The sequence below is a fragment of the Pseudoalteromonas sp. McH1-42 genome, assembly GCF_022347845.1.
GTDB lineage: Bacteria > Pseudomonadota > Gammaproteobacteria > Enterobacterales > Alteromonadaceae > Pseudoalteromonas > Pseudoalteromonas rubra_D.
On sequence record NZ_JAKRFU010000019.1, the window covers coordinates 52,643 to 73,929 of the forward strand.

The window sequence follows — 21,287 nt, forward strand, 5'->3', positions numbered from 1 at the left end:
GTACACCTTTGCATGCTGACTTCTTTTAGGATGGTTTCACTTAAGCAAACCACCTAAAGGATATGCAATGCAATTTACAACAACGATAAAACACAGTGTGCTGATGGCGTCGATGTGTCTAGGTCTGGGCGCTTGTGGCGGGTCAGATAAGCATACACCGGCAAGTCAATCAGAGCCGGTAAAAAAAGCCGAAGTAGTGCAGCCTGAGAGCAACACCCTGGATTACCAGGCACTGATAGATCAGCTGGTGTCGGACGAAGTGCCAGGAATACTGCTGTATGTGAGGACCCCCGAGCATGAATTCACAGGGGCTGCGGGGATCGCTGACCTTCAGCAGCATTCCCCGATGGATGTTAATAGCAGCTTTCATATCGCCAGCTCTGGCAAAATTTTTACCGCGCTGCTGGCCTCTATGCTGCATGAAGACGGTATGCTGGATCTGGACAACACACTTGATACCTGGTTGCCAGACACTTTGCTGGATCAAATTCAATACAGCGACCAGATCACACTAAGGCAACTGCTTAATCACAGCAGTGGTATTTACAACTACTCAGATAAAAATACCTATGTAGAAGATAAACTCGCTAATCCGGCATTGCCTGTCACCAACGAAAGCCTGACACAGTATGCACTGAATAATCCCGGTTATTTTAAGCCCGGTGCTGACGTTCATTATTCTAATACCAATTATACGCTTGCAGGCATGATACTGGATAAAGTACTGGGATATCATAATGCCATTGAGATACGAAACCGCATTATCACGCCTTTATCACTGGATGCGACATTTGCCATCGGTTACGAACAAGACCAGGGTGAATTAACACCGGGCTATGATTATATCGACGGCGAGTTCATGAATGTCGGCCCGCTGTTTAGCACGATCTGGTCAAATGCAACGCCGGTGGCCTCTTCGGTTGCAGATCTGGCACTGCTCACCCGTAGTCTGTTTAAAAATTCAGACTTTGCGAGTGAGTCATTACAAGGGTTATTGCGCGGCAGTGACAGCCTTGTTCGTGAAGATGACAATACTCAATACGCGCTGGGTATGATGAAACACACTTATCCAAATGCCACCGTATACGAACATAGCGGCGGTAACCATGGCTACTCCACTCAGAATGCCTACATTGAAAGTCACGATACCAGCATTGTGCTGTTTCTGAATTGCGGCTTTAGCAGTGAGGAATGCGTCAATGCAGAATATGGACTATTTGAGTTACTGCTTATGGAGCTGACAAAAGCCCCGATTGTTGAATAGCATATGAGGTGAGGGGTAGCGGGTGTTGCCCTTTTTTAACTGTTGCGCCCAAATATTATTGGACTTATGGGAGGCGGATCAGGTCACATTACATCCGGCAAAATCTGACTTTTAAGCAATTCAAAGTCTGGCAGGCGGCATAGTTTAAGGATGGTACTTTGCTTCTGTACTGAGTGTGCTGATATAGTGTGGCGGATTGATTTTTACTGGGGTAGCACATTGATTATAAGAAAAGAGATTGATTATTCGACATATTCACTTAGCGAGCTAGAGGAAGCCTGGCTCAGCGTAGATGATTATGCTTACCCCGAAAGAGCTATTGAGATTTACACGCGACTAAAAAGTATGGAAAAAGAAGAAGAGGGAGACGACGCTCAAAGCCCAAACGAATTTGTGAATCTACTATCTCGCTTTTTCCAGCCGCATACCTTTGCGGATACCACCTTCAGTGATGAACTGCTTGAACAGAGCAATGCCGAAATGAAAGAAATACGAGTGCAGGCTATGATTGAATCGCGCGGAAAATTGGGTAGTTAAAAAACATATTTGAGGATAGACAATCCCATAAAAAAAAGCCCCCGCAAATGCGGGGGCTTATTTATTGGTGGAGCTGGGGGGATTTGAACCCCCGTCCAGAAAGCGTCGATATTCGAATCCCTCTAATAGAAACAGTAACTTACAGTCTTTTCAAATAGTTAAAATCTCATGGTATGTGTTGGAAGCTCTTTGAGTCTCGCTAAATTGGATGGAAATTGGATGTTTTTGGCTAGTTGTGAATTGTTTGATTAGGCGCAAGGAATTTTAAATTCCATTAAATCTTAGTACGCGTATGGTTTTATGAGTGTTGTTAATGGTGTAGCTTTGTATTAATGTACCATTCACTTTTTTGCGGGCTTTTTAACTATAAGAGAGATTAGAAATGAGGGCGCTGAATAGGGCACTTTTAAAATTATCAAAGCGTGCTGAGAAATATACAAACCAGCAGCTAGTAGAGTCTTTTGTTGATGTTGGACCGTTGTTCACATTGCTTTCCAATAGTGATAACCAAGTGATTTTTGGCAGACGAGGAACAGGAAAAACCCATGTATTATCATACCTGAATAACCACCTCGTAGATAATAATATTACTTCAGTAAAGATAGACATGAGGACCATAGGTTCTACAGGTGGAATATACTCAGATACTGATCTTTCTATTTCAGAGCGGGCTACGAGGTTGTTATCAGATACGCTATGTGCAATCCATGATGGCATATTGGAACTGGTAATTGAGGATGATAAAGATATATACGATTTATCCTCTATGGCCTCAAACTTGGATAGGGTAGCTGAACAGTCTACATCTATTGTAATTGAAGGGGACATAGAGCATGAAACTGGTTTAGGGAAAAAATCGACATTTAAAATAAAAGAGTCTATATCCTCTAAAATAGCTAGTACGAAATTGGAAATTAGCGCAGGGGCAGAAAGTACTGATAGTTCTGAATCAAATATAAACCAACGTAAATTACGTAAAGGCACTGAAAAACTTAGAATACATTTTGCTAGCGTATACAGTGAGGTTGATAAGTTGGTTTCTAAACTACCTTCGTCTGAATTATGGATACTCATAGATGAATGGAGTGAAGTGCCACTGGATTTGCAGCCTTTTCTAGCCGACTTACTTCGTCGTACCCTTTATCCAGTTGATGGTGTTACAGTAAAGATTGCTGCAATTGAACAGCGATGCAATTTTAGAAGGCATAATGAAGTTGATGGTTCGTATATAGGTATTGAAATAGGAGCTGATGCTTCTGCCAGCTTAAATCTAGATGAGTTTATGGTATTTGATAACGATGAGGTTAAGGCCAAGGAGTTCTTTGGAAATTTGCTTTTCCAACACGTTATGTCTCTGGATAAGGAAGATTCCAGTCCTTTCAATTTGTCTACTAAGGCTCGCTTTATTAATGATGTTTTCACTCAGCAAAGTGCATTTGAGGAGTTTGTAAGGGCTTCTGAAGGTGTTCCTCGGGATGCGATTAATATTATCGGCTTGGCTGCTCAGAAAGCTCTTGATAGACAAATCTCCATTCCAATCACGAGAGATGCAGCGAGAATTTGGTATCATCGCTCAAAGCACAAAGCTGTGTCAGATAGAAGTGGTGCAATAAGTCTGCTCGATTGGATTACTAATGAAGTAATAGGCACAAGGCAGGCTAAGGGGTTTTTGTTACCAATTAGCGTCAAAGATGCTCTTATTGATCACTTGTTCGACAACAGGGTATTGCACCTTTTGAAAACAGGTGTTTCTGCACAGTTATATCCAGGAAAGAGATATAATGTTTATTGTTTAGACTACGGGTGTTACGTCGACTTACTTACAACTAAGAATGCTCCACGTGGGTTGCTTATGAGTGATAGCGAAGATGGAGAAGACACTGTTAAATATATTGATGTACCTAAAACGGACTTTCGCTCTATTCGGAACGCGATATTGAACCTAGAAACCTTTTATGAAACTCAGTAGGTAGATGCTGGCATCTTCACGAATGGTGAAGTTTGAACAGGGGGTTTAGTCTCACAGCATCTTCATAGTGACTTGGTGCAAAGTGTGCGTATATCATTGTTTGCTCAATCTTTGCGTGACCAAGAATCTTTTGAAGTACGAGGATGTTACCCCCATTCATCATAAAGTGAGAAGCGAACGTGTGGCGCATGACGTGTGTGCACTGGCCATCGGGCAACGTAATTCCCGCTCTGTCTATGGCTCTTTCGAACGCTTTTCGGCAATCAGTAAAAAGAGGGCCTGCTTTTTTGGGTATCTCTTCGAATAGTTTCTTGCTGATGGGAATGCTTCGGTTTTTCTTTCCTTTGGTTTTGAAAAATGTAACTTTGAATGAGTTGCCAGATTGAATTACATGTGAGCCGTGCAATCCACACGCTTCTGAAATTCTAGCACCTGTACTCAAGCAAATTTTAGTCACTATTTCTAGATGTGGGTGCCTTGCTGATTCGATGGCCCTGAATAGTTTCTCGATATCCTCATGAGTCAGGAAAGCTAGTTCTTGCTCCTGGACTTTAATCTTTTCAATATTGGCTATGGGATTAGGGTAGTGGATATCTTTAATGCTTATTAGCTTGTTGTATACGCCTTTTAACAGCGTTAGGTCGTTGTTTGCTGTTTTTGGCTTTAAACCAGACTCTAGCCGCTTACCTCTGTACTTGCTGTATGCGTTTGCTGTGAGTTGTGAGGCAATAGGATTGCCGAGCGCTAGCGCAATAGCATCAAGCTTTCTCTTTGATGACTCTGGGTCTGCATAGGTTCGCCCGTGAACGTCATACCATTTATCTATGATGTCACTCAGCCGGCGCTTATCTTCTCTCTGCCTACTCCACGGCTTCTGTTCTCCTTCCGTTACAACGTAATTTAGGTAACGCTGAGCCTCGGCCCTTGTCCTGAACTTTTTCTGTATTCGTTTTCCTGATGAGCCCCACGGTCTTTCATCTAAGTAGTACCCGTCATCGACTTTTTTTATAGGCATACAACTCAATCCTATTGACAAAATGATACAAAAAATTAATATACTGCTAATCGCAACATAAGGAGCTTAAAGCGATGCCTCACAACACGTCAAGTGAACAGGCTAGTTCTCGTCCGCGTTTAGTTTTGAGTAAAACACACCTCAAGCATATAGGTGGGTCCAGAGGTGGTGGACTTGTAGTGGTTACTCAAGCCTTTAACAAATCAGTCTCAGAGCACTGTTTGAAGCCATAATATGATTCGTGTTGATGTAATTAATAGCTGGGATACGTCTATTATCATATCGTGGGTGATATTTTTCTTATTTCTTCTTTTTTTCGTTTTTACTGTTAGGAAAAATTACCCTAATGCAAAATCAAACTCTATCGCTTTAGGTGCATATGCGTTTTCTCACTTGTTAGGTAACGCCTCAAGCGTGATTGATTCCGATACGGTAAATCATTTTGCTTCCAGCTCCTATTATCTGAATTGGTCACTTTATGAGTCGTCGACTTTTCTTTCAATATACTTCCTTCATTCCTATATGAAAGTAGGGCACTCAAGCGCTGTTCGATGTGTATATTTCATGTCGATAGTTTGTATGGTTTCATATGTATATATGCATTACTTAGCCTTTGTTATGAAATATCAATGGCATTGGTTCTACACTTTTTACTCAACTGGGATAAATGTTATTTCTGTGTTGATGTCATTTGTGCTTTTCTTTGATTTGAAATTTAAACTTAGAGATATTAAATGTCGATTGAGTTATTAATAGCGATAGCATTTATATTTTTGTCCGTTCTGGCTTTTTTCAGTGTGGCAGAAGAAAGTGTTGATGTGAAAAGTATGCCTTTAGATGATTTGGCAATGCTTTTGCTTTTAGAATTTAGAGATATTAGAACATTGCCTTATGAGCATAGAACAGAGCGTTATGAAGAATGGGAACAAAAGTTTATTATCTTTTGTGAGCGTTCAGATTCTCAGCGAGTGGAAAGGTATAAAGGTGTTCTGAGGGCTGTGAAATGATTACTGATATACCATATCTATCGTATTTTCTGATATTAATACCTTTTCTTTTATTAGTTTTTATTGCTGCTGCAAAGAAGAAAAAAGGCTCGCCTGATTCTCTTGTGTACGAAGTTGTGGGTAGTGTTCTATCACCAGCAGAAATTTCATTTTATAAGGTTTTACAGTCAATACTCACTGATGAAGCAATCGTATTGTCAAAGATGCGCGTTGCGGATGTTATGTTACCTGTAACTTCAGACAGATCTCTTTGGCAGGTAAGCTTTAATAAAATATCTAGGAAACACTTTGATTTTGTAATTTGCAAATCAACTGACATGTCGGTTATTGCTGTTGTGGAGCTTAATGACAAATCACACAAGAAGAAAAACCGACAGGACAGAGATGAATTTTTGCAGCAAGCTTGCGATAGTGCTGCATTGCCTATTGTATTTATTCAGGCGTCACGCACGTACAAGCCTGCTGAGTTAGTCTCGGAAATGTCCGAGAATATACCTCAAGAATACTTCCGTTAAATTTGTCTATGCACGCTTTATCTCATCACTTGCGCTCTTTTTGCTGTCAGTCACAATAGCTTTTTTCTCAACTTGCTTGAAGATCAAAGCAGATGCAGCGGTAAGCTGCTCAAATGACAGATCTTTCAGTATTGCTAGCTCTTTGCACTCGAAGAGCCCTTCTTGAATTGCGCTAAGCAGCTCTGATTTCTCGAAGGATTTACTTTCCTTTCCCTGTATTAACCAATCCAGTGATACACCGTGCTCATTACATGCTTGTAAACATTGAGGGAACGGGATTGAGTTGTTTTTAATCATTTGTCCCGCCCACGTTTTGTTCTTCCCGAACTTATCGCAGATTTCTTTTAGTGTTTTGTAGCCGTACAAATCTTTAAGCTTTTCAAAAACTTCTGATGCTTTTGCTTCCAAAGTGTTATACCTTTCATTCGAAGTGCGTAAATTTTAGTTTGACGTAGTAAAAAATAGCACTTAAGCTTCGTTTCGTTAGTTTCAGACAGACAAACAAGGAATATAACATGGGTCAGCAATTAATTTTATCAATTCCTGCACCAGTACTAACGTATGACGCGTACGCAGATTTGCAAGGTCAGAAGGTCAAGGATGTTGTTAACGCGGTTGCGCGTGGTCGTCTTCCTGTATACCAACCACCCACAGGCCCAGACGAAAATCCAGCCAAGGTCAAAAAATACATAAACATGGTTGCTTTGTTTGCTGATGCAGCAAAGCAAGCGGGCATCGAAATCAATTTAGGGTAGGGGTTTCGGTCATGGCTTTCCAGATTCGCACATCAAGGCAAAAACCACTCAATCTGCTTTCTGAACATACTCTTTCTGTGTATGAGCGCATTTTTCCAACTCAATCCGCTGTTAACGTACTTGAAGATTCGAAGGGAGACACCAGTGCACAGGCTATCGCCAAGCGTGCACGTATGGGTAAGAAAGAGCGCTTAGCGGATGACAAACTAAATAGTCTGGAAGCCAGAACGCAAATACTAACCCGTCACAGTTCTTTATCAATCATGCTGGCTAACGGCTACTTGGTAACGGAAAAGTTTTTCGGTTATGCCGAGGCCCGTGACAGACTGATAAATGCCGACAGAGTGTTAATGCTTGGCGGCATCAATCTCAGTGTCTGTGATGACGAATTGTGTGATATCGCAGAAGAAAAAGCGCGCGTTTTCGAGCTTAAGGTAAAGCTTCAAATTCACACCTACAAGCTGTATCTCGATTTATGTCAGGCTATGCAGCGCTACAATATTGAGCCACCTGCATTTGATGATGAGTATTTCAATATGGATTCGGGTCAGCGTGCTCAGCTTAAACCCGCTTATGTCGCCAACGTAATGAACCTGCTTACAGGCGCACTTAACCGTATGGCCTGCCCGTTGTGGTGGCGCAGACGTTTGCGCAGTAAACAGGCGTTAGTTATCGAACAGCTAGCGCGAGACCTGAGAACCGTACATAAAAAATCTTCACCTTACGTTAGCGAGTTCACAATCCGGAATAAGCGTGAACGCAAAAGCAAGTCTGACCGCCTGATGTCTGACTTGTTTGTTGTGCCGGAGGGTTCTAACCCGTACCGAGATTTCGAAACGCTTCATGATGTGGCGTCGCGTAGCTCATCAAGCGGCTATCAGCTAGCCTCTGAATTAATGGTCCGTATTCGAGGGTTTGAGGAATGCGCAAAAACGTTGGGTCATCGTGGTGAATTTTACACGCTGACCGCTCCGAGCCGTTTTCACTCGGTTCACGCAAGTGGTATTCCAAACCATAAATACGATGGTTCCACACCAAATGATGCGCAGGGTTATTTTAACGAACTTTGGAAGCGCGTTCGCGCACAGTTCTCCAAGGCCAAAATACGCCCGTATGGATTCCGTGTCGTAGAGCCTCATCATGATGGCTGTCCGCACTGGCATATGTTGCTTTTCTTTGCTGATGGTCAAGCTGCACCTGCGCGGAAAATTATGCGCAAGCTATCTATGCAGGATACACCGTCAGAAGTTCGAACATCATCAACTCGCTTTAAGGCAATCGCTATAGACCCTAATAAGGGTTCTGCGGCTGGTTACATTGCGAAGTACATAACGAAGGCTGTCACAGGCTCAAATATCGAATCAGTAAGTTGCTCTCAGGCTGGCGAAATGTCCGTTCTTCCGGCTGATGCCGCAGAGCGTGCAAGTACGTGGGCCAGTACATTCAATATTCGTCGATTTCAGCAAATCGGCGGTCCCAGCGTCACCACATGGCGCGAACTCAGAAAACTAGGTCAGGGAGACACCGGAAAATGCGAGGTAGCAAATAGCATGAACACAGATTTAGACACGGTATCACGGTACGCGCTGGAAAAGGTTCGTGCGGCTGCTGATTCATCAGATTGGGCGGCGTTTTGTATTGCTATGGGTGGCGTCCAGGTTAAACGCAAAGACCAAACTTTGAGAATTCACTATCAAATCCCTGACATCGTTGACCGCATCACAGGTGAGATTAGTCGTTCAGAGTCGAACTCTCCTTATTTCACTACCAAGTACGGCGACACTCCTGCAAATCGAATTTTGGGTGTTGCGTGGGATTCGGTCGTGGTTATCACGCGCAGAGGCACGAGTCAGATTTTGACTGAGAAAGAGCTTAAAGCGCAACGCAAGATAATGATGGGTGTCAGCGAATCTATCGAGAGCTGGATAGAGGATGGCCGTTATATGCAGCCCAGCGAAGAAGAAATGGCGTTCCTCGAAGCCTGTGCAATCGAAGACCACCAAAACATGTGTTTGTTCATGGATTACGAAGCTTTGGGTTCTGTTATCCAGAGCGACGAAGTCGCGACCTTGGACTTGTGTCATTAACTGTAACCCAGAGGCGAATATGAACTATCAGGTACAACTACGAGATTTTTTGACATCTCAGTATCAACTAATTGAAAGCTACATAAAGGAGCAATAGACATGGCTAGCATTGAAGGCGCTATTACCGATGTGAATTTAGTAAATAAAACCGACGACAAGGGCGCACCTTTGCCGCAATCCGGTGAATTTAAGTTTCATACCAAAAATCCAGCAAGCATCTGGACTGTAAAAGTAACGCCAGAACAGGTTGCGGATGGTACTTATCGCCAGCTCGAATCGTTGCAGTCTGACCCAAACGGCTGGGGGCTAAAGCCTGTATTACTCAATCTTGAGTATTACGAGGGCGCCAACGTAGCGCGCCAAATGGCGTGGAATGGATTTCGACTTAACTCTATCGCGACTGAGCTTAAAAAGGCGGGTTAAGTAAGGTGGCTACTTGCACACAACTTGAGTACGGAGAATTGGTTCCCACAGCTCAGTCAATTGAGGATTGCACAGGGTATGTGTTGCTGGAGCCATCCGAGTATCAACAATTTATGTTGGGGGCATCGTTGTTTGACCCTAACGCAATATCACAGGCCCAAGCACAGGCGCTTTTTATGTCTGGCTTTGGCTTGGTGATTATCAGCTATCTCGTAGCGTGGGGTTATGGGGTGGTTATTAATTGGTTCCATCCGGAACACGATAAAACATAATGTCTAAGGAGACACAACATGGACTTTTCATCAGTCACATCTGCGGTAGATTCAACAACCATCGTTGCAGCAATCACGGCGATTGCCGCAATCAAAATCCTGCCGGGCGTTGCTCGTTGGGGCTATAACCAAGTCATCGGCTGGTTCCGTTAACAGTCGAAAAGCGTAAATCAAAGCCCCTTCGTGGGGCTTTTTAGATCTAGGCGTTCAACATGCTTTGCGACATTTTTTACGAGGCCCTTTATATCGCTTGCTGGGTTGCTGTTGTACGCCGGCTTCATCGGGCTTTTACAAGATAGGGAACTTATTATGATTTGGGGGATTTACTATGCGGTATTGGGCATTGCGAGCGCGGCTGCAATCGTACGCGGTTTTGATGGGGCGTAAGTTGATTGCGTTCGTTGGTTACTCATTACGCCACCCGTTTAGAACGATGGCGCTGTTTTTTAAACTCTGGTTATGTGTCCTGGCATTTGGTGTGATGTCATTCGCGGTTCTGGCCAGCGACCCTCTCGACACAAATAAATACGGTCATGACTGCTCAATGGTGGATTGTAGTAGTGCTGTATCGCCAAAATCCGAGATTAATAATGGTACGCCCAAATACATATTTGAGTGCTACGACGGCCGAACAGTCATAGGTACTGATTATTTCGCGTGCCGTCCTCTCTGGTTAGAACGCTGGGGCGAACATATTGCTAATGCAGATTGTGAATCGAGGTTCATTGGTTGGAGTGACAGAAACATATCGTATCGATATCAAAAATCTCGTATTGCCTATGATGAGGAAGGCAGACAGTACACTGAGTGTCTTAACCAGTGGAACACGGCTGGCTTTGCTAATCCAGCCGCTCGAACTCTTGATCGCGTAGATGACACTGAGCCAGTGACATCTTGCCCACCTGAGGAATTTCCAAATCATTATATCGCAGGTTATGAGGGTGGCGTGGTTAAGGCGTGTTTCAAGCCTCGTGTTGGTGACCCCTCTGATGATAAGAACGATGACAGTTGCGAGCAGTACATTGGTGAGGATCCGGCATGGTTTGAGGTGACCGTAGATAATAAGGTTCATCCTGATGCGTCACGTATTCAGTGCGTTTCTACGGGGTCAGGTCGCATGTGTCAGGTTACGTCAACCAGATGGCTGGATACGTTTTACACTGATTCTACAACAACATATTCCCCAGTTGGCGGCGGTAATTTTACAGGCAGTGAATGTAAAGACGCAGCTAATGTCAAAGCACCCGGCCACGAGCCCGGCGAAGACGACCCTGACCGCGACGATTTTTGCACCGCCCATAGCTCTGACGGAGTTTATACCGTTGATTGCCCTGAAACAGATGGTTTTACGGTTGATTGGAACAAAATCCAGCAGCTAGACGAAACCCGCGCAAAAGAAGACCGCAGGCTTAATGAGATACAAGAGCGGTTCGAAGGAATCGAAGCGTCGTTTCTGACGCAAGAACAAATGCAAGCTATGGTCGATAGTGGTCAGCTCAGAGGTGACAAGGGTGACCAAGGCGAGCAGGGAGAGCAAGGCGAAAAAGGCGAGAAGGGTGAACAGGGAGACAAAGGCGAAAAGGGCGAAAAGGGCGAGCAAGGCGTTAAAGGTGACCAAGGTGTTAAGGGTGACAAGGGTGACCAAGGCGAACAAGGCGAACAAGGCGAACAAGGCGAACAAGGCGAACAGGGCGTAAAAGGTGACAAAGGTGACAAAGGTGACAAAGGTGACAAGGGCGAACAAGGTGAACAAGGTGAACAGGGCGAACAGGGCGAACAGGGCGAACAAGGTGAACAGGGTGAACAGGGCGTAAAAGGTGACAAAGGTGACAAAGGCGAACAAGGCGAACAGGGCGAACAAGGTGAACAAGGTGAACAGGGCGTAAAGGGTGAAAAAGGTGAGAAAGGTGAAAAAGGTGAAAAAGGTGAAAAAGGTGAAAAAGGTGAAAAAGGTGAAAAAGGTGAAAAAGGTGAAAAAGGTGAAAAAGGTGAAAAAGGTGAAGGTGAAAAAGGTGAGAAAGGCGAGAAAGGTGAGAAAGGCGAACGTGGCGTAAAAGGCGAGCGCGGTGCACAGGGTGAGCAAGGCATACAAGGTATCGCTGGTACTGCCGGCACTGCTGGCCGTGATGGTAAAGACGGCAAAGATGGCAAAGATGGCAAAGATGGCAAAGACGGTGAAGCTGGTGAGGATGGTACTAGCTGTAGTGTCGTCAATTTACCCAGCGGAGACGCAACCATCACCTGCGCTGAATCCAGTGCGACTGTTCGTGGCGGAAAATCTTGCACAACCGTACAGCTCGATAACGGTGACACCCGTATTGATTGTGAGGATGGGACTAGCTCCACTATTGGTGGTGTTGATGAGGAGGGTATTGTTGCGGCGCTTGGGCAGGTTCGCGGTGAACTTGAAACCCAGACCGAAATTTTAAAACGTGGCCTCGAATATGAGGGAGAGCCGGGGGGCTTAGACCTTGAAACTAAGCCGGACGCATGGCAGGAAATCGAAAACTTTGACTGGGAAGAGCGCAACTTCGGGACTGTCCTCGAAGACCATGTTGAAGAGATGAGGCAAATTCCGCTGTTTAGTGCGATTGATGGTTTCTTTGATGTCTCATTCAGTGGCTCGTGTCCCACCTGGTCAACGTCTGTGAATGTATTACAGGCGTCGTTTAACGTGTCGTTTGACCAGTTATGTAGCTCAGAATTCCAAAGCATACTACCTATGATTCGCGCGATATTACTATTGTGCGCTAGCTTTTTCGCATGGAGGATTGCAATTGAATAAGGTTATTGATTGGCTCGTCAGTGTCTGGCAGAGCGTTATAGATTGGTTTTATGGTGTCATCCTGTTTATTTTAAATGCGCTGCTTTGGGTGGCTCTTGAGCTACTTGATTTGTTATTACAGGGTTTCAGATTGGTATTCTCGGCTGTGGAGCCACCTGATTTTATAACGAGTGGTTTAGGTTCTGTGTCTGGAGCAATATCTCCAGATGTTGCCTATTTCCTCAGTGCTACAGGCTTTTCAGATGCATTAGCTATTGTAGGGCTCGGGTATACATTTCGTATCACCCGAAAATTACTGACACTATTTCAGTGGTAGGGGCTAGGCATGATTATATTTCATGAGGGTTTGCCGGGGTCAGGTAAGTCGTATGAGGCTGTTGTACACCACATAATTCCTTCAATAAAGAAAGGGCGTCATGTGTACGCTCGGTTGAATGGGTTTAATGCTGAAAAGGTCGCCGAAATTATAGGTGAAACAGTTGATTATGTGAGCTCTCTATATACTGAAATTACCGAAGAACAGGTTCTTGAAGTCTATAAGTATGTCAAAAACGACTCGCTGCTGGTTATAGATGAGCTACAAAATTTTTTCCCAAGTGGTCGTCAAAAGCTATCAGACGAGATGACGCAATTTATTGCTGAACATCGGCATAAAGGGATGGACATACTCTGTATGGGTCAGGCACTTGCTGATGTGCATACGACATGGAAGCGTCGTGTTGAGCGGAAAATCGTTTTTCTTAAGCTGTCGATGGTCGGTCTCGATAAGCGATATAAGTGGAAAATGTATCAAGGGGTTTTGTCTGGTAAGAAATCAGATATTGAGTTTAAGGAGATAAAATCAGGTACAAAAAGTTATGACAGTCAGTATTTTGGTAGCTATTTGAGCCATCAGCAGGGTACTGATAATACAGATGTTTATAATGATGACCGGGTCAATGTTCTCAAGTCAAACGCAATCAAAATATACTTACCCGCATTCATCTTCGTGCTTATATTTGCTGTTTGGTTCTTGTATGGGTTGTTCACTGGTTCTGAGAGTGTTGTATCTGATAACAAATCGTCGTCGGATATTGTTCGTCATGATAAACCCGCACCTACTCAACAGCAGGGCCAATCATCAACAGCCAGGTCAAAGCCGCCTGTACGTAAAGTGTCGACAGATGTAAAACAGCGTCAGCGAGATATAATTGAGAATAGCCCGGCATATGTTACGTACAGTGAAATTTATCGTAATCAAGTAAGTGAGTTGCTTTTGGTTGTCTACGACGATTTAGGGCAGGTTATCGACAGGTATGACAGGGATTCACTTTTGGTTCTTGGTTATCGGCTTAAAAACTCTAGGCTGGGCATCATGGCGTATTACAACAATCAGCTTGTGGCACTGTTTCGTTATAAGCCAAGCGGGGATTATTTCAAGCAAATACCTGATGATACATATAGTGATTTGAGAGCATCTAACTAGGTTGGAAAATACCATATAAGGCGAGGTCACTGGTGACTATTCAAACAAAGAATCAGCGGTATGAGAGAAAACAGAAGCAGAAGGGGTTGGTCAAGCGCACTTTGTGGATACCTGCTGGCGTGGAAGTTGAAGTGAAACAGATGATTCAGTTTTTATTGGAGAACCCTGATTATGTTCCCGCTCAGGCTCGCAGCTTGAAAACAGGTAGATTTAAAAAAATTGATTGAGTGTGCTGATGTATGCCGATTTTGCTTTGATGAGCCGCATTGCTCAGGGCTGCAATTCAGCTTGCTGAATTCTAGCCCTGCAATGCGGCCATGTTCAGCATTCCAGAGTCACTCTGTTAGTGCGCGATGATAATTGTTAACGCTTTTGGTGGTCATGGTTCGATTGTGACTTGTCGCGGATGTTAGGTGCGCCACTGTCTAATTCTTATCAGCAAATATCAATCGCCTCCTGATAAGCCAAAAAAAAGTGGATGAAAATTGGATGTTTCTGTCAGATACAAAAAAGCCAGTTAAAGATTATCTCTCTAACTGGCTGTTTTATAACACTTTAAAGTGGTGGAGCTGGGGGGATTTGAACCCCCGTCCAGAAAGCGTCGACCTTCGGTCCTACATGTTTAGTATCGTCTTTTGGTTAACCTTTAAGTCTCGGACGAACACGATAAGTAAAGGCGAGGCCGCTTAAATTTAGCCCTTCAACCCCGGCCAGGGTTTCCGTAGCGATCTTGTGTAGGGTGACACTCATAATCCAGATCCACAAGCATATCTTGGCAGAGTGCTAGCGGGCTATTATGCCGCTAGAGCGTAGTTATCGTCGTTTGCGATTACTTTAAATGCGGCTTTTTTACGAGGCCAACCGCCCCTCGACATGCACCTCAGGCTTCATGAATCCTGTCGAATCCTAATCAGCCCCTGAAATCTCTTTCAGTCAGTAATTGTGATTATACCCAATAAAATCCCTAAAGCTCAAGCGAAGTTTGCCGATAAGTACAGTGATAAGAACTACTTGGCGGTTTTATACTCAAGTCTCATTTACAATCGTTTATATTTTGTCTAGCTGAGCGGCTGGTCGGGCTTAACAATTAGGGAAGGTTATGCTCAAATAAGGCAAGGCAATGGTTGTTTTTATGTATCGTTGTTTAGTCTGTTAGGCAGACTTGTACTTGTTTTAGCTAAATTTGAAATTTGGCCGCATCTTAGATTGTGGGAAATATAGCACTTTGGTTGTAATTTTTCCACGTGATTTTTGTTGTTTGTCAAAATTCGCTTGCATGATTGGGTACAAGTGTAAAATGATGGGACTAGATATCAATGCTATTAGAAGCGTGAGCGCTTTTTGGGCGGTGGTATCGCAGGCTGTTTTCTGTATAAGCTCTTCACAGATTGTCAGCATGGATGCAATACACAATAAGAGGTTACACAGCGGCCGAGCCCTATGTATAGACCTGGTAGTGCATAATAAATTTAATAACATCGTGCATATTTTTCGGGAAGTAAGTGATGTCTTTGTTTCATTTTGATGAGGAGTCAGGGTACGTTTCAATGAACGAACACCCTGCAAATACCGGATTTCCGGCCAGTTCCGCGCAGCTTGTTGAAGCGCTGGAAAGCTCTCCTTATGCCGACTTTGATATCATACATGCCAATATCGGGCAGTTGTTTTCGCCGTCGGATGACAGGGAGAAGGATTCTTTAATTGTTGCGCAGGCGGTTGATGCTGAGTTGTCTATTCGGGTTGACGAAAATAACATGATGGCTGAAGCACGCCTGACAACGGCACGCGGCGGTAAAATGGTCACTATGGATCAAGCCCGTGAAGCTCTTAAATCAGCAGGGGTTAAGCGTGGTATCAGTAAGCAGGCCTTGGACACCTTTTTAGGTCAGCAGTTTGAGCAGTCTCCGGGCAGTGTTTACAGTGGTATCGTTGCCCATGGTCAACGCGCTAAAGATGGCACCGACGCCCGATTTGTCCGTTTGTGCATGACAGCGCAAGACAGAGTGCTGAGTCCGCAACAAAAAGATGGCGGCAAAGTTGATATGCGTGACCTGGGTGCCATCATTACGGTGAGTCCGGGCAGTCCTCTTATGAAGCGCATCCCGCCCACACCGGGTGAAGAGGGTTACTCTGTGTTTGGTGATGTGCTTGAGCCCAAGCCAGGCAAAGACTTTGCGCTGGAAGTACCCGAAGGTACTAAAATCTCACCAGATGATCCTAATCTGCTTATTGCGGACGCCAAAGGTGTACCTGTTGCTATTCCGCGTGGGATCCGCGTTGACGATGTGTTGTGTTACGATCAGGTTGATGTCACCACAGGTCATATTGAATTTGACGGCAGTGTGATCGTCAGCGGTGATGTTAAAGATGGTATGAAAATCAAAGCGTCCGGAGATATTACCGTGATTGGGTTTGTTGAGTCTGCCCAACTTGAAAGCAATGGTGCTGTTACCGTGATGCTGGGTGTGATTGGTCGTAAGCGTGATGAAGGCGAAGATTTCAGTTGTTGTATCAAGGCAAAGCGTACGGTTTCTATCGGTTATGCTCAATATTGTCATATAGAATCTGAACAGGATCTGCTGATTGAGCGCCAGGTTTTACATTGTGACCTCAGAGCCAAGCGAATGATCCGGGTAGGAAAAGGCGATACGCCGCGAGGTAAGTTGATCGGTGGCACAGTTTATGATGCTATGCGTATAGAAGCAGGCGAAGTAGGGGCTCCGTCGGGGACACGAACGCGGATTGCGCTGGCCCAGGACTGGCATATGCTAAAGCAAAAACAACAAGAATTTAAAGATCTCGAAAAACGCCTCACAGATAAAACCCTTGCCCTGAAACGTGCACAGATCAAAGCCCAAAAGGCGCCTGCCTCTAATAAACGCGATGCTTATCTCAGTAAGCTGGCTCAGAATGAACAACAGCTCAGTAAACATTACGCACGTAATCAAAGAAATATAAAGCTGGTACAGCAAAAGCTGGCGCGACTATTAAAGCTTAGCCGGATTAAGGTCAATGAATTGATGCATCCGGGAATAGAGTTGACCATTGCCAGAGACAGTAAGTCGTTTTCACGGATCTATCCGCCTCACTCGGTCCTGCTGGACGAGGGTAAAATCACCCAGGAATTCGCCACTCAGTAACTGCGTCGCGATACCTCGGTGTGCGGTATCGCGTATCCAAAAGTAGCGAGCTACTCTGACCCTTCGTCGCTCTCATCCTCAACGTCTGGCAGAGGCCAGCCGCCCAAAGCCTGCCATTTATTAACGATATGGCAGAATAGCTCAGCGGTGCGTTCGGTATCATACAGGGCTGAATGTGCCTGACTGTTGTCAAACTCAATCCCCGCAGTGCGACAGGCTTTAGCCAGTACGGTCTGACCCAGTGCTAGTCCGGCCAGTGAGGTGGTATCAAAGCTCACAAATGGATGAAACGGGGTACGCTTGATTTTACAACGTTCAATGGCTGCGTTTAAAAAGCCATGGTCAAACGCCGCATTGTGCGCGACCACCACAGAGCGCTGGCATCCAGCGGCTTTTTGGGCTTTACGTACCGCTTTACAGATCTCTTTGATGGCTTCTTCCTCATCAACCGCGCCTCGGAGCGCGCTGAAGGGATCAATGCCATTAAACTCAATCGCCGACTGCTCGATATTGGCACCTTCAAATGGCGCCACATGAAAGTGTACCGTGTGGTCTAGGCTGAGCAGGCCCTGTTCATCCATCTTGAGCATGCTGACAGCAATTTCCAGCAGTGCGTCGGTGTCTTTATTAAAGCCTGCGGTTTCTACGTCAATGACGACCGGAAAGAAGCCGCGGAAGCGCTTTGCGAATAGGGTTTGCTCTTGTTCTGCCATAATCTGCTTGGTTTACTAAATTGAGCGGCCTATTATACTGATCAGAGATAAAGATGCGAATTTAGTGGCGTGCTTCCTGCACACAGAGCAAGGTAGATGTGAAGAGATGCAGGCGTCAGAACTTTGCCGTCAGAATCCGCTTTTAAAGGCATGATTATTGCTTTAACTATCGGTGAGGCGTTACCTGACGATTGCGATGGCCAATCAATCAGTTCGTCCAGTTCGATATTTTTGTTTAAAGCGGAGTAAGAGCGTGAAGTTTAAAGCGAACCTGATTATTGCTACCACACTGAGTATCCTGACACTTCAGGCGCACGGTGCAATGCGGCAATACTCTGCCACAGCAGACAGCTCCCAATGGTTTGTTGACAGGACAACGCGGTTGTCTTGTGCCTTGTCACATGAAGTCCCTTATTATGGTGAAGCGATATTCCTGGCTACGGCGAGTAAAAACAAAGATCTTACCTTTAATCTGGATATGGTGGTCAGGCCCGAGAGTTACGATTTTGCAGGTCTGGAGTCGGTGCCACCTGCATGGCGAGCCGGAATGCCAGCCAGAGTCATGGGCCAGATGAAGCTGTTGAAGAAATTTGATGGGGAACTCACCAATGCCATTAGCTGGGAGATGCTGACTGAGTTAGAGAAGGGCTATTATCCTACTTTTTATTATCAGGACTGGCAAAACCAGCATGATCAAATCTCTGTGGCACTCTCGTCAGTGAACTTTAAAAATGCCTATTGGGAATTTTTGCAGTGTCGCGATAATTTGTTGCCCTACAGCTTTGAAGACATCGCATTTACGGTGATGAACTACAAGTTCAACAGCAGTGAGCTCACTAAGTCATCACGAAAACGTTTGGATATGATCGGAGAATATCTGAATAACGACCCGCAAATTGAATCCATTTACATTTCGGCGTACACGGATAGCTATGGTGGCCGCTCGGTTAATATGGCTATGTCGAAAAAACGGGCTGAGGCGATAAAAACCTACATGGCGTCAAAAGGCATACCCGAAGATAAAATTGTCACTGATGGATTTGGCGAAAAGCGTCACGTTGCACCAAACGACACGCCGATTGGTCGGGATAAAAACCGTCGGGTCATTATCCAGATCTCGAAACCGTAACAGCCAGGCGCGCTTTTCAGGCGCGCCGCTGCAAAGTGGCAGTTTCGGGTTAAATCTTATTCCTGATTAAGTCCCGGACCACAAAGCGGGCAGGGTGCAATGCCTGATTGATCCGCTCGCTAAACGGGCGGGGCTCGTCACACAGCGCCGCAACCAGGTGCTCTGTCACTAAAGGGGCGCTGCATAGCCCTCTGGCACCAAACCCGGTCACCACATGTAATCCCTCATGAGGCTCAGTTAACGGCTCAAAGTCATCGTGTTTGCCCCGGCGCAGATTTGCAAACGCACTGCACAGGCTGTCAGGATCCGGCACCTGGCCTACCATCGGAAAGTGGTCGTTAAAACAGCAACGTACAGCTGCTTTTGCACCTGTGATTTCCCCAAGGCTTTGATCAAACTCAGTATCTGCATAAAAGCCCTGTAACTGAGCGCGGTTGGTTAGGTTATCCTGCTCGGTCACTTCTCGGCCTTTACTGTATTTTTCAAAGGTCGCACCCATGCAATGTTCACCCGCCATACTGGGCGTAAAGTACCCTTTATGGCATAACACGGTAGTGAGTTTGGAGGAGGCTTCCCCAGCCTGGATATGTGAAACCTGGCCGCGCACACCGTGCAGCCCTAAGTGCTGAGTTTGTGCGAACATATCACTGTGTTCACCACCACAGACGAAGACATCTGAAAACGGGCCTTGCCACTGCTTGTTGATTTGTAAATACCAGCCATCCTCACGCTTTTCTAGCGCGCTGACATCTGTATTAAAGTGTTGCTGGCTTTGACACTTGGACTGGGCTGCATTAAAAACTGCTGCTGTGAGCTGAGGTGGACTTACCCAGCCTGCCTGTTCAATAAAGAGTCCCTCGAACGGAGTATCAATATTAGCCAGCGCTTGCGCTTCTGCCGCAGAGACCGGACGTATCAGAGATTTGGGAAATAAGTCACTGGCGGCGATTTTTTGATGCTGTGTGCGCTTACCATCCGTCACACTTTGCAAGAGTACGCCACACCAGTCGTGGTCATAGTCAAAACCCAATGCTTCAATGTGTTGATAAAAGCGGCGCGCGTATAAAAAGCTCAACCCATACAACTCGCTGGTGGTGCTGTACTGGGCTTGCAGGTTGGGGTACACGGCACCCTGACGATTATGCGATGCGCCGCTGGCCAGCGTATCATCTTTGCAGAATAAAGTTGTGTTGATATCACGTTTGGCAAGATGGTAGCTCAAACAGGCTGAGCTTATGCCGCCGCCTATGATAGCAACTTTGTGTAGTGTACGCGGTGAATGACGGTAATATTGTGGGTTAGTTGCTTGCGTGTTGGCTGCCTCAAACTGACCAATTACCATTTCCCGCTTACGACCGTAGCCTTTCACTTTTTGGCAGTTGAAGCCTGCCTGCTGCAAGCCTCTGCGGACAAAACCCGCTGCGGTGAAAGTGGCAAATGTGGCGTTGTCTCGGCTCAGAGCCGCCATGGCATCAAACAGGGATTGTTGCCACATGTCCGGGTTTTTACTCGGAGCAAAGCCGTCCAGGTACCAGGCATCAACCAGGCCCTGTGGCCCATAAGACAGTTTCGGCAAGGAAGTGTGCACATCGCCAAACCACAGATCCAGGATCACCTGCCCATCATCAAATTCAAGACGATGACAGCCTTCAACGGCATCTGGGTATTGGGCGCAGAGTTGTTCGGCTTGTTCTGACAGATCCGGCCATGCTTTTAAGGCTTGTCTTAAATCTTCAATCTTAATCGGGTATTTTTCGAATGAAATAAAATAAAGACGCTGAACGTTACGCTGTGTTTTTAGTCGTTGAAATTGAGCCCAGGTATTAAGAAAATTCAGGCCGGTGCCAAATCCGGTTTCTGCAACCACAAAGTGGCTGCGGTCATGGCTCAGTAAACGGGTATTGAGCTTATTTTGCGAATAAAAAACATAGTCGGACTCAGCCTGGCCATCATCATTTGAAAAGTAGACATCGTCAAAGCTGTCTGCGACTGGTGTTCCTGCGTCGTTAAAGTGTATCTGGGCGTTGCGTATCATAGTGTGTATAAAAGTTCGCTACTAAATTGGTGTCTATTTTACGGATTTTATTTGCGTTCGTCCGTTGCATTTTAACAAATATCAGTTCAGAGTACGTGTGTACGCTGGAAAGCTGACCACTTGGTGCCTGGTTTCAGCGTAGAATACGCGTAAATTTAAAAAGTCCTAAGGGAATT

Annotated in this window: 20 protein-coding genes and 1 other RNA gene; 16 read left to right on the forward strand and 5 right to left on the reverse strand. The window is 45.3% G+C overall.

Annotation, left to right across the window (positions count from 1 at the left end):
• The first annotated feature begins 67 nt into the window (after positions 1 to 67).
• The 3 genes from MHN31_RS17015 (at position 68) to MHN31_RS17025 (ending at position 3,770) form a co-directional block, all read left to right on the forward strand.
• Positions 68 to 1,264 carry a serine hydrolase domain-containing protein gene (locus MHN31_RS17015; protein WP_239444868.1) on the forward strand — a complete coding sequence of 399 codons (1,197 nt, stop codon included), beginning with the start codon at positions 68 to 70 and terminating at the stop codon, positions 1,262 to 1,264.
• 219 nt (positions 1,265 to 1,483) lie between these two features.
• Positions 1,484 to 1,801, forward strand: a complete 318-nt coding sequence (locus MHN31_RS17020) for a hypothetical protein (RefSeq protein WP_239444869.1) — start codon at positions 1,484 to 1,486, stop codon at positions 1,799 to 1,801.
• 382 nt (positions 1,802 to 2,183) lie between these two features.
• Positions 2,184 to 3,770 (forward strand): hypothetical protein, encoded by a 1,587-nt coding sequence (locus tag MHN31_RS17025; RefSeq protein WP_239444870.1) that lies wholly within the window; start codon positions 2,184 to 2,186, stop codon positions 3,768 to 3,770.
• A gap of 16 nt (positions 3,771 to 3,786) precedes the next feature.
• Here the strand turns inward: MHN31_RS17025 and MHN31_RS17030 are convergent, their stop codons facing one another.
• Positions 3,787 to 4,785, reverse strand: coding sequence for a tyrosine-type recombinase/integrase (locus MHN31_RS17030; protein ID WP_239444871.1), 999 nt, complete (start codon positions 4,783 to 4,785; stop codon positions 3,787 to 3,789).
• Between the two features lie 734 nt (positions 4,786 to 5,519).
• Between MHN31_RS17030 and MHN31_RS17035 the strand changes: the two genes are divergently transcribed.
• Together MHN31_RS17035 and MHN31_RS17040 are read left to right on the forward strand one after the other, a co-directional pair.
• Positions 5,520 to 5,792 carry a hypothetical protein gene (locus MHN31_RS17035; RefSeq protein WP_239444872.1) on the forward strand — a complete coding sequence of 91 codons (273 nt, stop codon included), beginning with the start codon at positions 5,520 to 5,522 and terminating at the stop codon, positions 5,790 to 5,792.
• Entirely contained in the window at positions 5,789 to 6,307 is a 519-nt protein-coding gene (locus tag MHN31_RS17040) for a DUF2726 domain-containing protein (protein ID WP_239444873.1), read from the forward strand. Before MHN31_RS17035 ends, MHN31_RS17040 begins: the two co-directional genes overlap by 4 nt.
• 6 nt (positions 6,308 to 6,313) lie before the next feature.
• Here the strand turns inward: MHN31_RS17040 and MHN31_RS17045 are convergent, their stop codons facing one another.
• Positions 6,314 to 6,715: a helix-turn-helix domain-containing protein gene (locus MHN31_RS17045; RefSeq protein WP_239444874.1), complete on the reverse strand. Its 402-nt coding sequence runs from the start codon at positions 6,713 to 6,715 to the stop codon at positions 6,314 to 6,316.
• Between the two features lie 107 nt (positions 6,716 to 6,822).
• Between MHN31_RS17045 and MHN31_RS17050 the strand changes: the two genes are divergently transcribed.
• The 9 genes from MHN31_RS17050 to MHN31_RS17085 all read left to right on the forward strand — a co-directional run bounded on the left by MHN31_RS17050 (position 6,823) and on the right by MHN31_RS17085 (position 14,321).
• Positions 6,823 to 7,062: a DNA-binding protein gene (locus MHN31_RS17050; RefSeq protein ID WP_239444875.1), complete on the forward strand. Its 240-nt coding sequence runs from the start codon at positions 6,823 to 6,825 to the stop codon at positions 7,060 to 7,062.
• An 11-nt stretch (positions 7,063 to 7,073) separates the two neighbouring features.
• Positions 7,074 to 9,149: a replication endonuclease gene (locus tag MHN31_RS17055; protein WP_239444876.1), complete on the forward strand. Its 2,076-nt coding sequence runs from the start codon at positions 7,074 to 7,076 to the stop codon at positions 9,147 to 9,149.
• Between the two features lie 99 nt (positions 9,150 to 9,248).
• A complete protein-coding gene (locus tag MHN31_RS17060) occupies positions 9,249 to 9,572 on the forward strand; it encodes a hypothetical protein (protein ID WP_046004242.1) in 324 nt (107 codons plus the stop codon).
• Between the two features lie 5 nt (positions 9,573 to 9,577).
• A complete protein-coding gene (locus tag MHN31_RS17065; RefSeq protein WP_239444877.1) occupies positions 9,578 to 9,844 on the forward strand; it encodes a hypothetical protein in 267 nt (88 codons plus the stop codon).
• Between the two features lie 18 nt (positions 9,845 to 9,862).
• A complete protein-coding gene (locus tag MHN31_RS24275) occupies positions 9,863 to 9,997 on the forward strand; it encodes a hypothetical protein (protein ID WP_275446837.1) in 135 nt (44 codons plus the stop codon).
• 175 nt (positions 9,998 to 10,172) lie between these two features.
• The gene (locus MHN31_RS17070; protein ID WP_239444878.1) at positions 10,173 to 12,629 is read left to right on the forward strand and encodes a collagen-like protein; all 2,457 of its coding nucleotides are present in this window, start codon (positions 10,173 to 10,175) and stop codon (positions 12,627 to 12,629) included.
• Complete coding sequence (locus MHN31_RS17075; RefSeq protein ID WP_239444879.1) at positions 12,622 to 12,945, forward strand: hypothetical protein; 324 nt, start codon at positions 12,622 to 12,624, stop codon at positions 12,943 to 12,945. The genes MHN31_RS17070 and MHN31_RS17075 overlap by 8 nt, the downstream gene beginning before the upstream one ends.
• 9 nt (positions 12,946 to 12,954) lie before the next feature.
• Entirely contained in the window at positions 12,955 to 14,094 is a 1,140-nt protein-coding gene (locus MHN31_RS17080) for a zonular occludens toxin domain-containing protein (protein ID WP_239444880.1), read from the forward strand.
• Positions 14,095 to 14,126: 32 nt separating this feature from the next.
• Entirely contained in the window at positions 14,127 to 14,321 is a 195-nt protein-coding gene (locus MHN31_RS17085) for a hypothetical protein (protein ID WP_239444881.1), read from the forward strand.
• A 334-nt stretch (positions 14,322 to 14,655) separates the two neighbouring features.
• Here MHN31_RS17085 and ssrA read toward each other — a convergent pair.
• Positions 14,656 to 15,012: a transfer-messenger RNA gene (gene ssrA / locus MHN31_RS17090) on the reverse strand.
• A gap of 587 nt (positions 15,013 to 15,599) precedes the next feature.
• Between ssrA and MHN31_RS17095 the strand changes: the two genes are divergently transcribed.
• The gene (locus tag MHN31_RS17095) at positions 15,600 to 17,234 is read left to right on the forward strand and encodes a FapA family protein (RefSeq protein ID WP_239444882.1); all 1,635 of its coding nucleotides are present in this window, start codon (positions 15,600 to 15,602) and stop codon (positions 17,232 to 17,234) included.
• A 50-nt stretch (positions 17,235 to 17,284) separates the two neighbouring features.
• Here the strand turns inward: MHN31_RS17095 and rnt are convergent, their stop codons facing one another.
• Positions 17,285 to 17,947 carry a ribonuclease T gene (gene rnt, locus MHN31_RS17100; protein WP_138539051.1) on the reverse strand — a complete coding sequence of 221 codons (663 nt, stop codon included), beginning with the start codon at positions 17,945 to 17,947 and terminating at the stop codon, positions 17,285 to 17,287.
• A 253-nt stretch (positions 17,948 to 18,200) separates the two neighbouring features.
• On the opposite strand from rnt, the gene MHN31_RS17105 reads away from it, so the two are divergent.
• Positions 18,201 to 19,076 carry an OmpA family protein gene (locus MHN31_RS17105; RefSeq protein ID WP_125563340.1) on the forward strand — a complete coding sequence of 292 codons (876 nt, stop codon included), beginning with the start codon at positions 18,201 to 18,203 and terminating at the stop codon, positions 19,074 to 19,076.
• A gap of 49 nt (positions 19,077 to 19,125) precedes the next feature.
• Here MHN31_RS17105 and mnmC read toward each other — a convergent pair whose 3' ends face one another.
• Positions 19,126 to 21,111, reverse strand: coding sequence for a bifunctional tRNA (5-methylaminomethyl-2-thiouridine)(34)-methyltransferase MnmD/FAD-dependent 5-carboxymethylaminomethyl-2-thiouridine(34) oxidoreductase MnmC (gene mnmC, locus MHN31_RS17110; RefSeq protein ID WP_239444883.1), 1,986 nt, complete (start codon positions 21,109 to 21,111; stop codon positions 19,126 to 19,128).
• Positions 21,112 to 21,287 lie beyond the last annotated feature (176 nt).